The organism is Caulobacter sp. B11 (assembly GCF_002737765.1).
Classification (GTDB): Bacteria; Pseudomonadota; Alphaproteobacteria; order Caulobacterales; family Caulobacteraceae; genus Caulobacter.
Window position 1 is genome coordinate 1 of record NZ_PEGG01000030.1, and the last position, 14,059, is coordinate 14,059.

The window sequence follows — 14,059 nt, forward strand, 5'->3', positions numbered from 1 at the left end:
GGGCGGCGTGGCTCTGGTCGTTGTTCAGGGCGATGGCCGAGATGAACGGCGGATCGCTGGCCCGGCTCAGCGCTTGCAGGCGACGATTGACCACAGCCAGGCCCAGGCTCTGGACCATGTCGCGGCGGTCCTTGTCGCGGGTTTCCAGGGTCAGGTCGGGCTGCTGTACCCAGGCCATCTGCACCGACAGCGCCGCGCCCGGCTCGACCAGCACCTTGGCCGTCAGGCCGCGCTTGGCGATGGGGCCCAGGTCCGGCCTGGCTCCAGCGACGCCCTTGCCCCGCCAGTCGCCGAAGCGGGACTTGATCCGGGCTTCCATGGCGTCGAGGTCGAAGTCGCCGACCGCCACGATCACCGCATGCTCGGGCCGATACCAGGCCTCGTAATAGTCGCGGATTCGCTGGGCGGGCGCGGTCTTCAGCACCTCGGTCGTGCCGATCGGCAGCCGCGTCGGCGGGCGCTGGCCCTGGAGCTGGAAGTCGAGGGCGCGGGTGAAGACGCGATAGTTCGGCGTGCCGCGGGTGCGCTCCTCCGACAGCACGACGCCGCGCTCGCGGTCGACGGCGGCCGGGTCGATGGTCAATTCGCCGGCCGTCTCGCGCAGCAGCATCATCGCGGTGTCGACCGTGTCGTCATCGGTCTTGGGCAGGTCCAGCATGTAGACGGTTTCGTCGAAGCTGGTCGAGGCGTTGGTGTCGGCCCCGAACGACAGGCCATGGCGCTCCAGGATCTTGACCATCTCGCCTTCGGGCACGTTCTTCGAGCCGTTGAACGCCATGTGCTCCAGGAAGTGGGCCAGGCCCTGCTGATCGTCGGCCTCCATCAGCGAGCCGGTCTCGAACCACAGGCGCAGGGCGGCCTGGCCGGGCGGGGTGGCGTTCTTCTGGATGGCGTAGCGCAGCCCGTTGTCGAGTACGCCGAAGCGGATGCGCGGATCGGGGGCGACATCGGACACCGCCTGCGGCCATTGCCCGGGTTTCAACGTCGCCCGGGTGGGGACGGCGGGGCTGGCTGGGCTTGGCGCCTGGCCGGCGGCGGGCGGCGGGGCCTTGTCGCGCCCGGGGACCAGGTTCGAAAGGGTGGCGCAGGCGCTGAGGGAGAGGCCAGCCGAGACAATGAGCGCCAGGCGCGAAACGCGGATCATGAAAGACCTTGAAGGACAGTGTGATCGCGCAGCTTCGCCGCGATGCGAGGCGCAAGCAAGGCGGAGTCAGGGCGAGGTTGCGCGCGTCCGGGGTCCACGCCATGGCCTCATGACGGGCAACCCATGGACGGCTAAGACCCGATAGGGCCTCCTAGGGAGGAGCGGAGCCGGCTTTGCCGTCCAAGGCCCAGGACGATCGAAGGGCGCTGGCGCCGATCAGTGACCCGAAGCCGTGACGCTGAACGTGGCGTTGTTGCCGACCGCGGTGGATACGCCGGCGATCGAGCGGCTGTTGCCGCCGACGCGCACGGTCGAGCGGGCGCTGACATCGACATAGTTGGCCTGGCTGTTGGCGACATCCATCGCCCCCGAGCATTGGTTGCAGACGTAGCCGCTGACGGCGTTGCCCATGGCCGTGGCGCTGGCCCCGGCGTCATAGCCGTCGTGACCGTCAAAGCTGGCGATCACCTCGACGCCGCCGCCGTCATTGACCTGGAGGTTGTCGAGCACCAGGCCCGGGCCGAAATTGCCGGCCAGGACGGAGTTGCCGACGCCATAGGCGCTGACCTGGGCCCCGCCGAACTGGTACGAGGTCTCCTCGGCCTGGGCCCGGACATAGGCGGTGTTGTACTGGTGGGCGGCGACGTCCAGCAGCGTGCCCTCGTTCTGGGCCGATAGGTTGTTGCCCGAGGCGGTGGCGGCGGTGGCGGTCATGTAGCTGTTGCCATAGGCCGTGAACTTGCTGGCCTGAACCGTGGCGGCGGTATTGCCCTGGTCGGTGATGATGCGGGCCGCCGACTGGTTGGCGCCCTCCAGGTCGATATTGTTGCCCGCCGCCGTGCCCGCCACGATGGCCGTGCCCGTGACATGCTGGATGATCGCGCCGCCGTCGGCCAGCACGTCGCCGGAATTGGCTTGGCTGACCCGCGCGCCCATGGCCCCATTCACCAGCAGCAGGCCCTGGCTGTTGCCGGCCGCCTGGCTGCCGACGGTCATGTCATTGGCGTGGCTGTATTCGGCCTCGACCTGGCTGCGCGCCGTGACCGGGCCGCTGTTGGTCTGGACCATGAAGCCGGTGAAGGTTCCGCCGGCCGCCGTCGCCGTGCCGCCATTGCCGACCGCCGTGGACGTGACATTGCTGGATGAGCCGGTGCTGCCGTCGACATTGACCACGCCATGGGCCAGGACCGCGCCCGAATTGACCTGGTTGGAGCGCAGGTCGCCGTCGGCGCCATCCACGGTCATGCCCATGGTGTTGGCGCCGGCCGTCGTGACGGCGCTGACGCCCTCTTCGACAGTGACGACGTTCAGCACCTGGCCGGCGAAGATGTCGCCCAGGTTCAGCTGGTCATTGAGGACCGGGCTGGGAACGGTCTGGCTAGTAGCGACCCCGGCGAGCAGGGCGCAGAGCGGGATCGCCGCGATCACTCCAGCGAGACGGGTCTTCGCGGGTCTGCGCATTGTTGGTCCCCAGATTGTCATAGGCCGGGACGAAGGCCCCGGTCGCGCCGATGGTGTCGCTGCCATAGGGGTCGAACTGCAGGCAGCTTTGCGGACCCGGCATGCCGTAGAGGTTGGCGCTCATCTCGACGACCGAGCGCTCGATCAGCGAACGCACCGCCAGTTGCACCGGCTCCAGCGCGCCGCGACCGCCCGAAATGTCGAACAGATTGCCATTGAGGAAGTCGAACACCCCGAGGCTGACCTCGCGACCGACCACCTGCTTCTGGTAGGAGATGACATCGACCACCTCCAGCGTGCGGGTATTGATCAGGCGCAGGTCGAGCGCGATGTTCATCACGAACACCCGCCGCTTGAAATTGCCCTTCAGGCCGTCGGTGTCCTTGTCGCCGGCATAGGCGTCGACGCCAGCCGAGCGGATATTGTAGTTCAGCTCGGTGATGCCGCCGGCGACATAGAAGTCCGAGCCCGGCACCTGGCCGGCCAGGATCTTGCGATAGTCGGCGGGCGCCCCGGCTCCCGGATTGGGGTTGTCGGAGATCAGCTTGTTGTTGGCGAACTTCAGCTCGTATTCCGACACCGAGGTGTCGAAACGCTCGACCATGGGCATGCCGGCCTTGGCGAAGGCGGTCATGGCCAGCAGGGAGGCGCCCTGGGTGACCTTGCGGCCCGACCGTCGGACTCTTCCTTGCCGGTATAGTCCGCGATGCGGCCGATGGCGACGCGCGGCGCGGCGACCCGGTTTTGCCGGGCATATTGCGCCAGGCAGACCAGGGCGGGGAATAGGGGTGGGATTGGCGGTGACCGGCGCCGTGCCGATCGGCGTGGCGTAGTTGCCGTTGCCCATCGGCTTGGGCGTGCTGCCGCATCCGGCCAAGGCCGTGCAGGCCGCGGCGCTCAGCAGCAGGAGGATATGCTTAGTTGCCATTGGACACGCCGCCGCTGTTGGTCTGGGCCCCCGCCGAGATATTGCCGGTGTTGGTCTGGGTGGAGTTGACGATCACCGTGTTGTTGTTGCCCTGGGTGATGACGGTCAGATTGTTGCCGATCGCGCTCGCGCCGCTGGAGCCCCAGCCGCCGACGCCTGAATAGCTGTCCAGCGAGCCCGAAGCCTGGCTGGAGGAATAGACGCTCTGGTCGGCGCCGGTCAGCATCACGCCATCGACGATCAGCCTGTTTGCCGTTGGCGTCGCGGGTCGAATAGTCGACGACGTGGTTTTCCTGGCCGGCGGCCCGGCCATAGCCGGCGTTGAAGGCGGCCGAGTTGGTGTTCATCGACTGGGCTGCGGCGGGCCCGGCGGTCAGCAAAAGTCCAAGGCACAGCACGGCCAGACCGCCTGTGGTGGGAGACTTCATTGGATGAGACGCCATCTTAGGGCTCCGCGACAACCGACCCGAAAGCTGCAAGCAACCTCCGTGCCAAAACCGGACACGGGTCAGGTCTAAGCCCAAGGTCTCGAAAATTGGTTAAGCGCGCCAAGATGGCCTTGGCCATTGATCCGGCGGCGGCTTTGCGAGACGCTCACCGCCATAAGAACGTCAGGGAGAAAACCGGATGCTCGTTTCGCAGATCCTCAAGGACAAGGGCGACCTGGTCTTTACCGCCTCGCCGCATGAAACGGTCGGCGCCGCGGCGGCGTTGCTGCACAGTCGACGGGTGGGGGCGATGATCGTGCTCGATGAGGACGGCGCCATCGCCGGGATCCTGTCCGAGCGCGATATCGTTCGGGTGGTCGCCGAAGGCGGCGGCGCCGCGCTCGATCGGCCGATCAAGGGCTGCATGACCAAGGACGTGGTCTTCGCCGATCCGGAAGAAACCCTCGACGCCCTGCTCGCCCGCATGACCGATCGCCGCATCCGCCACCTGCCGGTCTGCAAGCAGGGTCGGCTGGTGGGCATCATCTCGATCGGCGATCTGGTCAAGCACAAGATCCTCGAGGCCCAGGCCGAGGCCGATGGTCTCAAGGCCTATATCGCGGCGGGTTAAACCAGGCGGCGATGGTCGGGCGGCGGGCCTAAGAGACCACGCTCTATAGAGGGCGGGAGATGGGAGCTCGATGGGACGAGAGCCCGCTCTATAGAGAGCCCTATATAGAGAGAGGCGGCGGCTAGGCCGCGCGGGCCTTCCCGAGCTCGTTCTGGTCAGGCCGGCGGCGCTTCCCTCAGCTCGGCCTATAGAGAGCGCTCTATAGAGAGAGGGCGGCCATGCCGCGCGGCCTTCCCGAGATCGCCCAGGGCGTGCCGACGGCCCTTCGAGCAGCTCGGCCTAGAGAGAGCGCTCTATAGAGAGAGGCGGAGGCCATGCCGCGACGGATCGCCCGGGTCGGCCCGGGTCAGGCCTGCGGCGCGTCCAGCAGCTCGGCTCCGGCTCCGGCCACGGCGTCCGCCAGGCTGTAGCCTTCGAGCACTTCCGCTGTTGCGTCCCGCGCCCGCAACAGGGCTTCTCGCAGAGCGCAGGTAACGATGTCCCGGCAATCCTCGCAGCGTCGGAACGCGGTGCGACTGACGCAGGGCGCCAGGGCCAGGGGCCCGTCCACCAGTCGGATCACCTCGGCGAAGCTGATGTCGCCAGCCGCGCGACCGAGCCTGTAGCCGCCGAACTTGCCGCGATGGCTGGTCACCAGGCCCTGGCGGGCCAGGCTTAGAAGAATGGCTTCCAGGAACTTGCGCGGCGCATCGGCCCGTTCGGCCAGCGCCCCGGCCGTGACCTGGCTTTCGGCGCGGGCCAGTTCGATCATGGCGCGCAGGGCGTAGCGCGCTTTCTGTGACAGCATGGACCGGTTCCCTCCGCGGTCATCGTCTATCTCGCGGGGGGGGGGCGTGCAAGCGCGGGTCGCGCAGGGCCTGCCGGGTTTCATCCACAAGTCCGCCCACAGATGGCTCGGCGTGAAATCGCAATTCGACAAATGGGCTGTTGCGACTCGCCGGGGGCTTGGCTAAACACCGCCCTCGCTTCGGGGACGCCACCCGCCAGACCATACCAAAGGCCAATTGGCCCTTGTGTTTCGGAAGGTGGATGGATAGTTTCCGCGGCTCCAACCGACTCGGTGACGAATTGACGAAGACGCTGTCTTCAGCGGTCCTTCACCCTGTCCCTGTTTCCAAGGTTCACTTCGGTGACCGACCAGAACAGGGAATGAAAGAGCCGGTTGACACGGAGTTGTCGCTTCAATAGAAGCACCGCTCCACTGCTAGAACGAAGAGTTCGAAAGTTCTTTTCTTATAGCAGCCAAGACTAGGTGGCTCTTTCTTCTGAAAGAAAAGCTTGACTGGGTTGGTTCTTTACTTTAAGAACTGGCCTCTCGGTTGGACTGGTTTTTCTGGTCTGGCTGGATTTGTTGGGTGGGTTTGAAAAAACCATTTGACACGGACTTCGGGGTTGGATAGATAGCCGCCTCCGCCGACATCGGGCGCTAAACGATGGGGTCACTGAGGTGGCTTCGGGTCTTTGACATTGTTGATTTGGAAAGAGAAACGCAGGCGGCGGCGCTCTGGCGATGGACTGAAAAGGTTCATCTCGAACGCTGACAAATGCGGTCTCTTGAAGATACCATGAATATCATGGACCAAAGCTTCGGCTTTGATCCATCGATGTGATTGGGAACTCGTCAAGATACTATGCAAACCAGAACCAATTCCTCGGTTTTCCCCTTGGAATTGAAGTCTGTGTTAGCGGTCAACTCAACCTGAGAGTTTGATCCTGGCTCAGAGCGAACGCTGGCGGCAGGCCTAACACATGCAAGTCGAACGGATCCTTCGGGATTAGTGGCGGACGGGTGAGTAACACGTGGGAACGTGCCTTTTGGTTCGGAACAACTCAGGGAAACTTGAGCTAATACCGGATAAGCCTTTCGAGGGAAAGATTTATCGCCATTAGAGCGGCCCGCGTAGGATTAGCTAGTTGGTGGGGTAAAGGCCCACCAAGGCTACGATCCTTAGCTGGTCTGAGAGGATGATCAGCCACATTGGGACTGAGACACGGCCCAAACTCCTACGGGAGGCAGCAGTGGGGAATCTTGCGCAATGGGCGAAAGCCTGACGCAGCCATGCCGCGTGAATGATGAAGGTCTTAGGATTGTAAAATTCTTTCACCGAGGACGATAATGACGGTACTCGGAGAAGAAGCCCCGGCTAACTTCGTGCCAGCAGCCGCGGTAATACGAAGGGGGCTAGCGTTGCTCGGAATTACTGGGCGTAAAGGGAGCGTAGGCGGATAGTTTAGTCAGAGGTGAAAGCCCAGGGCTCAACCTTGGAATTGCCTTTGATACTGGCTATCTTGAGTACGGAAGAGGTATGTGGAACTCCGAGTGTAGAGGTGAAATTCGTAGATATTCGGAAGAACACCAGTGGCGAAGGCGACATACTGGTCCGTTACTGACGCTGAGGCTCGAAAGCGTGGGGAGCAAACAGGATTAGATACCCTGGTAGTCCACGCTGTAAACGATGAGTGCTAGTTGTCGGCATGCATGCATGTCGGTGACGCAGCTAACGCATTAAGCACTCCGCCTGGGGAGTACGGTCGCAAGATTAAAACTCAAAGGAATTGACGGGGGCCCGCACAAGCGGTGGAGCATGTGGTTTAATTCGAAGCAACGCGCAGAACCTTACCACCTTTTGACATGCCCGGACCGGCAGAGAGATCTGTCTTTCCCTTCGGGGACTGGGACACAGGTGCTGCATGGCTGTCGTCAGCTCGTGTCGTGAGATGTTGGGTTAAGTCCCGCAACGAGCGCAACCCTCGCTATTAGTTGCCATCAGGTTTGGCTGGGCACTCTAATAGGACCGCCGGTGGTAAGCCGGAGGAAGGTGGGGATGACGTCAAGTCCTCATGGCCCTTACAAGGTGGGCTACACACGTGCTACAATGGCGACTACAGAGGGCTGCAATCCGCGAGGGGGAGCCAATCCCAAAAAGTCGTCTCAGTTCGGATTGCACTCTGCAACTCGAGTGCATGAAGTTGGAATCGCTAGTAATCGCGGATCAGCATGCCGCGGTGAATACGTTCCCGGGCCTTGTACACACCGCCCGTCACACCATGGGAGTTGGCTCTACCCGAAGGCGCTGCGCTAACCCGCAAGGGAGGTAGGCGACCACGGTAGGGTCAGCGACTGGGGTGAAGTCGTAACAAGGTAGCCGTAGGGGAACCTGCGGCTGGATCACCTCCTTTCTAAGGACTGTCTCTCCAAGGTTTGCGCCTTATTGAGACGTCTAAATATACAGATGAGCGGATCGCCGCCGTCTTCGTTTCTCTTTCCACTCCTCACCAGCCGTTCAGGCGGGTGGGCGATCGCGAGCCCAGGACGGGCCTCGTAAATCTGCCCTTGGGCGGGTTGCGGGGATCTGGTCTATGCGGCCTATGGGCCCGTAGCTCAGTTGGTTAGAGCGCACGCTTGATAAGCGTGAGGTCATAAGTTCAAATCTTATCGGGCCTACCAACCTTCCAGTTACGTAACGCAACCGACCCAGCTCTCCTGGGCTACAGCAACTCACCGCAAGGCGGCGAGGGGCCATAGCTCAGCTGGTAGAGCGCCTGCTTTGCAAGCAGGATGTCGTCGGTTCGAATCCGTCTGGCTCCACCATCTCTTCATCCGGAAGACATGGTAACGCGATCGAGGAATGATCAAGTTTGCGACCTGGCTTTGGCCGGTCGCGAAATGACATCGTGAATGTAGGGTTTAACCGCCGTCAGTCTCTCACCCTTGGGAGCCTGCTGGTTTTAGGTTGGACTTTGAAGAAGACATCAAATGTCTGACTACAAAGCGCATGCGACACGTCCCCTAGACGTGAAGCGCATGGGTTTTGCTGAGAACGATCAAGCGCATAAGGGCTTCTGACGGATGCCTTGGCATTGAGAGGCGATGAAGGACGTGGCACGCTGCGATAAGAGCCGGGGAGGCGCGAGCACCCTTTGATCCGGCTATTTCCGAATGGGGAAACCCACCTTTATGGTCACTCCACTTGTCTCCAACCTCGGTTGGATACGTAGTGGGTTGGTCAGAAGAGGTATAATGGGCTGAATACATAGGCTCCATTAAGCAAACCCGGGGAACTGAAACATCTCAGTACCCGGAGGAAAGGACATCAACCGAGACTCCCGTAGTAGTGGCGAGCGAACCGGGACCAGGCCAGTGCTGTCGTGACATAAAGCTGAACGACTTGGAAAAGTCGGCCATAGTGGGTGAGAGCCCCGTAAGCGTCAAATAGCGACAGACTCGAGTAGGGCGGGACACGTGAAATCCTGTCTGAACATGGGGGGACCACCCTCCAAGCCTAAGTACTCCTCAATGACCGATAGTGAACAAGTACCGTGAGGGAAAGGTGAAAAGCACCCCGACAAGGGGAGTGAAACAGATCCTGAAATCGGAAGCCTACAAGCAGTCGGAGCCACCGCGCGTGGTGACGGCGTACCTTTTGTATAATGGGTCAGCGACTTCATGTGCCGTGCAAGCTTAAGCCGTTAGGTGTAGGCGTAGCGAAAGCGAGTCTGAATAGGGCGAATAAGTACGTCGCATGACGACCCGAAACCAGGTGATCTATCCATGAGCAGGTTGAAGGTAAGGTAACACTTACTGGAGGACCGAACCGGTGAACGTTGAAAAGTTCTCGGATGACTTGTGGATAGGGGTGAAAGGCCAATCAAACCTGGACATAGCTGGTTCTCCGCGAAAACTATTTAGGTAGTGCCTCAGACGGACTCCTCGGGGGGTAGAGCACTGAATGGATGCGGGGGGAGCGATCTCTACCAATTCTAATCAAACTCCGAATACCCGAGAGAGATATCTGGGAGACACACGGCGGGTGCTAACGTCCGTCGTGAAAAGGGAAACAACCCTAACCATCATCTAAGGCCCCCAAGTTCTGGCTAAGTGGGAAACGATGTGGGTTTGCTTTGACAACCAGGATGTTGGCTTAGAAGCAGCCATCATTTAAAGAAAGCGTAACAGCTCACTGGTCAAGCGAACCTGCGCGGAAAATGTAACGGGGCTCAAGCCAGACGCCGAAGGTATGGGTTTGCACTTTGTGCAAGCGGTAGCGGAGCGTTCCGTAAGCCGTTGAAGGTGAGGCGTGAGCCTTGCTGGAGGTATCGGAAGTGAGAATGCTGACATGAGTAGCGATAAAGAGTGTGAGAGACACTCTCGCCGAAAGCCCAAGGGTTCCTGCGTAAAGCTAATCTGCGCAGGGTTAGTCGGCCCCTAAGGCGAGGCCGAAAGGCGTAGTCGATGGGAATCAGGTGAATATTCCTGAACCAGTTGGAAGTGACGGATCTGGTAAATTGTCTAGGCTTATTGGATTGCTCTGGGCAGTGAACAGGTCCCTGGAAATAACTCCAACGGAGACCGTACCCGAAACCGACACAGGTGGGCAGGTAGAGTATACCAAGGCGCTTGAGAGAACTATGCTGAAGGAACTCGGCAAATTGCACGCGTAACTTCGGGATAAGCGTGACTCTTATTTGGGCAACCAGATAAGAGTGGCACAGGCCAGGGGGTAGCGACTGTTTATCAAAAACACAGGGCTCTGCGAAGCCGCAAGGCGACGTATAGGGTCTGACGCCTGCCCGGTGCCGGAAGGTTAAAAGGAGTGGTGCAAGCTGCGAATTGAAGCCCCGGTAAACGGCGGCCGTAACTATAACGGTCCTAAGGTAGCGAAATTCCTTGTCGGGTAAGTTCCGACCTGCACGAATGGCGTAACGACTTCCCCACTGTCTCCAGCATAGGCTCAGCGAAATTGAATTCCCCGTGAAGATGCGGGGTTCCCGCGGTCAGACGGAAAGACCCTATGAACCTTTACTGCAGCTTCGCCTTGGCGTTAGCAACAACATGTGTAGGATAGGTGGGAGGCTATGAAACTTGGGCGCTAGTTCGAGTGGAGCCATCCTTGAAATACCACCCTTATTGTTGTTGACGTCTAACCGCGGCCCGTTATCCGGGTCCGGGACATGGCGTGGCGGGCAGTTTGACTGGGGCGGTCGCCTCCCAAAGTGTAACGGAGGCGCGCGATGGTGGGCTCAGACCGGTCGGAAATCGGTCGTCGAGTGCAATGGCATAAGCCCGCCTGACTGCGAGACTGACAAGTCGAGCAGAGACGAAAGTCGGCCATAGTGATCCGGTGGTCCTGCGTGGAAGGGCCATCGCTCAACGAATAAAAGGTACTCTAGGGATAACAGGCTGATTTTGCCCAAGAGTCCATATCGACGGCAAAGTTTGGCACCTCGATGTCGGCTCATCACATCCTGGGGCTGGAGCAGGTCCCAAGGGTTCGGCTGTTCGCCGATTAAAGTGGTACGTGAGCTGGGTTCAGAACGTCGTGAGACAGTTTGGTCCCTATCTGCCGTGGGTGTACGAGACTTGAGAGGATCTGTCCCTAGTACGAGAGGACCGGGATGGACACACCTCTGGTGGACCTGTCATGGCGCCAGCTGTGCAGCAGGGTAGCTAAGTGTGGAATAGATAACCGCTGAAAGCATCTAAGCGGGAAACTAACCTCAAAACAAGGTCTCGCTGAGAGCCGTGGAAGACCACCACGTTGATAGGCCAGGTGTGGAAGCGCTGTGAGGCGTGTAGCTTACTGGTACTAATAGCTCGATAGGCTTGATCGTTCTTCAGCCAAACCTATGCAAACGCTCTTTGTAGCTAAACATTCGATGTCTTCTTCAACTTAAAACCAGCGCCCATAAAGCGCTGCATGCATCCTTTTTGCTGACCTGGTGGCTATGCCGGGGGTTCCCCACCCGATCCCATTCCGAACTCGGTCGTTAAGTCCCCCTGGGCCAATGGTACTTCGTCTCAAGGCGCGGGAGAGTAGGTCGCCGCCAGGTCCGCTAAAAGGATGCTTCAAAGCTCAAAGTCCAAAACCCTACATCACGATTACATAACTACCGACTTCGCCGCGGGGTGGAGCAGCCCGGTAGCTCGTCAGGCTCATAACCTGAAGGTCACAGGTTCAAATCCTGTCCCCGCACCCAAAGACAAGAATGGCCTCCTTCGGGAGGCCATTTTTCGTTGTCCCGCGCCCCTTCAGTCGCGGATGTCCGGCCGCGCTGCGGCGATATGGGCCGCTAGGTCCTTGCCTCCGTCCCCTGATTTAACGACGACCGAGCCCTGGCCCGGATCAAGCCGGCCAGCTCCGACGATCGGCCTCTCGCCCGTCGGCTCGACCTTCACCTGATCTTCCGTGCGAGGGACGGGGCGGTGAGGCGGGGCAATGGGTCTCGATGCCGGGGCCGCCTGGAGATTCGAATCGTTCAACGCCGTCGAAATGGCTGATCGAGCAGCGGCCGGTCTCCGGATGCTATGCTCGGATTGTCTGCGGGCTCGACCAGGTGGGCCATTGGCCGCGGCGCCGGGATTAAAGCCGTCCGCCCCATCGATTCTTCGGCCAGCCCCCCGCCTGGATCAGCGCCCGGCTGCCGGATCACGCAGGGGCCGCCCCGGTCTTCGGCGAGGATTCCGTGAAAAGTCCGGATGAAGTCGCGCTCCTGTCACATCATCGGCCGGGATCCTGCCGATTCAACCAGAAGGGGCTTGCCGTGCTCAGTTTCACGGCCTATATCCGCCCCTCGCTCGGAAACGGACGGCGGCCCAACGGGGCGGGGCTTAAAGGCCTTGCAAAGTTGGAACGGCTTCGATAGTTTCCGCGCTCCAATCGACTCGGAGATGGATTTCAGAGGGTTGCCTCGGCGGCCCTGGTCCATCTTTTGCCTTCTCCGCAGAGACTTTCGTCTCGGTGAATTAAGTAAAACGAAGAGGTTGACTCGGAAGTGGTGGTTCAATAGAAGCGCCCTCCGACATCGCCGCCAAGAGTTCGCAAGAATTCAGCGGCGCGATGGAAAGACTAGGTGGCTCTTTCTTCTGAAAGAAAAGCTTGACTGGGTTGGTTCTTTACTTTAAGAACTGGCCTCTCGGTTGGACTGGTTTTTCTGGTCTGGCTGGATTTGTTGGGTGGGTTTGAAAAAACCATTTGACACGGACTTCGGGGTTGGATAGATAGCCGCCTCCGCCGACATCGGGCGCTAAACGATGGGGTCACTGAGGTGGCTTCGGGTCTTTGACATTGTTGATTTGGAAAGAGAAACGCAGGCGGCGGCGCTCTGGCGATGGACTGAAAAGGTTCATCTCGAACGCTGACAAATGCGGTCTCTTGAAGATACCATGAATATCATGGACCAAAGCTTCGGCTTTGATCCATCGATGTGATTGGGAACTCGTCAAGATACTATGCAAACCAGAACCAATTCCTCGGTTTTCCCCTTGGAATTGAAGTCTGTGTTAGCGGTCAACTCAACCTGAGAGTTTGATCCTGGCTCAGAGCGAACGCTGGCGGCAGGCCTAACACATGCAAGTCGAACGGATCCTTCGGGATTAGTGGCGGACGGGTGAGTAACACGTGGGAACGTGCCTTTTGGTTCGGAACAACTCAGGGAAACTTGAGCTAATACCGGATAAGCCTTTCGAGGGAAAGATTTATCGCCATTAGAGCGGCCCGCGTAGGATTAGCTAGTTGGTGGGGTAAAGGCCACCAAGGCTACGATCCTTAGCTGGTCTGAGAGGATGATCAGCCACATTGGGACTGAGACACGGCCCAAACTCCTACGGGAGGCAGCAGTGGGGAATCTTGCGCAATGGGCGAAAGCCTGACGCAGCCATGCCGCGTGAATGATGAAGGTCTTAGGATTGTAAAATTCTTTCACCGAGGACGATAATGACGGTACTCGGAGAAGAAGCCCGGCTAACTTCGTGCCAGCAGCCGCGGTAATACGAAGGGGGCTAGCGTTGCTCGGAATTACTGGGCGTAAAGGGAGCGTAGGCGGATAGTTTAGTCAGAGGTGAAAGCCCAGGGCTCAACCTTGGAATTGCCTTTGATACTGGCTATCTTGAGTACGGAAGAGGTATGTGGAACTCCGAGTGTAGAGGTGAAATTCGTAGATATTCGGAAGAACACCAGTGGCGAAGGCGACATACTGGTCCGTTACTGACGCTGAGGCTCGAAAGCGTGGGGAGCAAACAGGATTAGATACCCTGGTAGTCCACGCTGTAAACGATGAGTGCTAGTTGTCGGCATGCATGCATGTCGGTGACGCAGCTAACGCATTAAGCACTCCGCCTGGGGAGTACGGTCGCAAGATTAAAACTCAAAGGAATTGACGGGGGCCCCGCACAAGCGGTGGAGCATGTGGTTTAATTCGAAGCAACGCGCAGAACCTTACCACCTTTTGACATGCCCGGACCGGCAGAGAGATCTGTCTTTCCCTTCGGGGACTGGGACACAGGTGCTGCATGGCTGTCGTCAGCTCGTGTCGTGAGATGTTGGGTTAAGTCCCGCAACGAGCGCAACCCTCGCTATTAGTTGCCATCAGGTTTGGCTGGGCACTCTAATAGGACCGCCGGTGGTAAAGCCGGAGGAAGGTGGGGATGACGTCAAGTCCTCATGGCCCTTACAAGGTGGGCTACACAC

5 protein-coding genes, 3 tRNA genes, 4 rRNA genes and 1 pseudogene are annotated in these 14,059 nt (G+C 59.8%); 8 read left to right on the forward strand and 5 right to left on the reverse strand.

What is annotated here, in order from left to right; all coding sequences use genetic code 11:
- The 4 genes and pseudogenes from CSW58_RS02140 to hfaA all read right to left on the reverse strand — a co-directional run.
- Nucleotides 1-1,144 (reverse strand): pitrilysin family protein (locus CSW58_RS02140; RefSeq protein ID WP_143755049.1); only part of this gene is annotated, 1,144 nt, incomplete at its 3' end.
- Between the two features lie 216 nt (nt 1,145-1,360).
- Nucleotides 1,361-2,605 carry a holdfast anchor protein HfaD gene (gene hfaD, locus CSW58_RS02145; RefSeq protein WP_099446127.1) on the reverse strand — a complete coding sequence of 415 codons (1,245 nt, stop codon included), beginning with the start codon at nt 2,603-2,605 and terminating at the stop codon, nt 1,361-1,363.
- Complete coding sequence (gene hfaB, locus CSW58_RS02150) at nt 2,523-3,533, reverse strand: holdfast anchoring protein HfaB (RefSeq protein ID WP_236627595.1); 1,011 nt, start codon at nt 3,531-3,533, stop codon at nt 2,523-2,525. The genes hfaD and hfaB overlap by 83 nt, the downstream gene beginning before the upstream one ends.
- A pseudogene (gene hfaA / locus CSW58_RS02155) lies at nt 3,523-3,961 on the reverse strand (holdfast anchoring protein HfaA). The gene hfaB and the pseudogene hfaA overlap by 11 nt, the downstream one beginning before the upstream one ends.
- Nucleotides 3,962-4,160: 199 nt before the next feature.
- Between hfaA and CSW58_RS02160 the strand changes: the two are divergent.
- A complete protein-coding gene (locus CSW58_RS02160) occupies nt 4,161-4,592 on the forward strand; it encodes a CBS domain-containing protein (protein ID WP_099446128.1) in 432 nt (143 codons plus the stop codon).
- A 346-nt stretch (nt 4,593-4,938) separates the two neighbouring features.
- Here the strand turns inward: CSW58_RS02160 and CSW58_RS02165 are convergent, their stop codons facing one another.
- Nucleotides 4,939-5,379 (reverse strand): Rrf2 family transcriptional regulator, encoded by a 441-nt coding sequence (locus CSW58_RS02165; RefSeq protein ID WP_099446129.1) that lies wholly within the window; start codon nt 5,377-5,379, stop codon nt 4,939-4,941.
- A 908-nt stretch (nt 5,380-6,287) separates the two neighbouring features.
- On the opposite strand from CSW58_RS02165, the gene CSW58_RS02170 reads away from it, so the two are divergent.
- From CSW58_RS02170 to CSW58_RS02200, 7 genes are all read left to right on the forward strand, one after another.
- Nucleotides 6,288-7,772: ribosomal RNA gene (locus tag CSW58_RS02170) — 16S ribosomal RNA — on the forward strand.
- Between the two features lie 191 nt (nt 7,773-7,963).
- Nucleotides 7,964-8,040, forward strand: a tRNA-Ile gene (locus CSW58_RS02175).
- A 68-nt stretch (nt 8,041-8,108) separates the two neighbouring features.
- Nucleotides 8,109-8,184 (forward strand) — tRNA-Ala (locus tag CSW58_RS02180).
- A gap of 231 nt (nt 8,185-8,415) precedes the next feature.
- Nucleotides 8,416-11,204 (forward strand): 23S ribosomal RNA (locus CSW58_RS02185).
- A gap of 104 nt (nt 11,205-11,308) precedes the next feature.
- Nucleotides 11,309-11,423: ribosomal RNA gene (gene rrf / locus CSW58_RS02190) — 5S ribosomal RNA — on the forward strand.
- 70 nt (nt 11,424-11,493) lie between these two features.
- A tRNA-Met gene (locus CSW58_RS02195) sits at nt 11,494-11,570 on the forward strand.
- A 1,316-nt stretch (nt 11,571-12,886) separates the two neighbouring features.
- A 16S ribosomal RNA gene (locus CSW58_RS02200) occupies nt 12,887-14,059 on the forward strand; the annotation flags it as partial.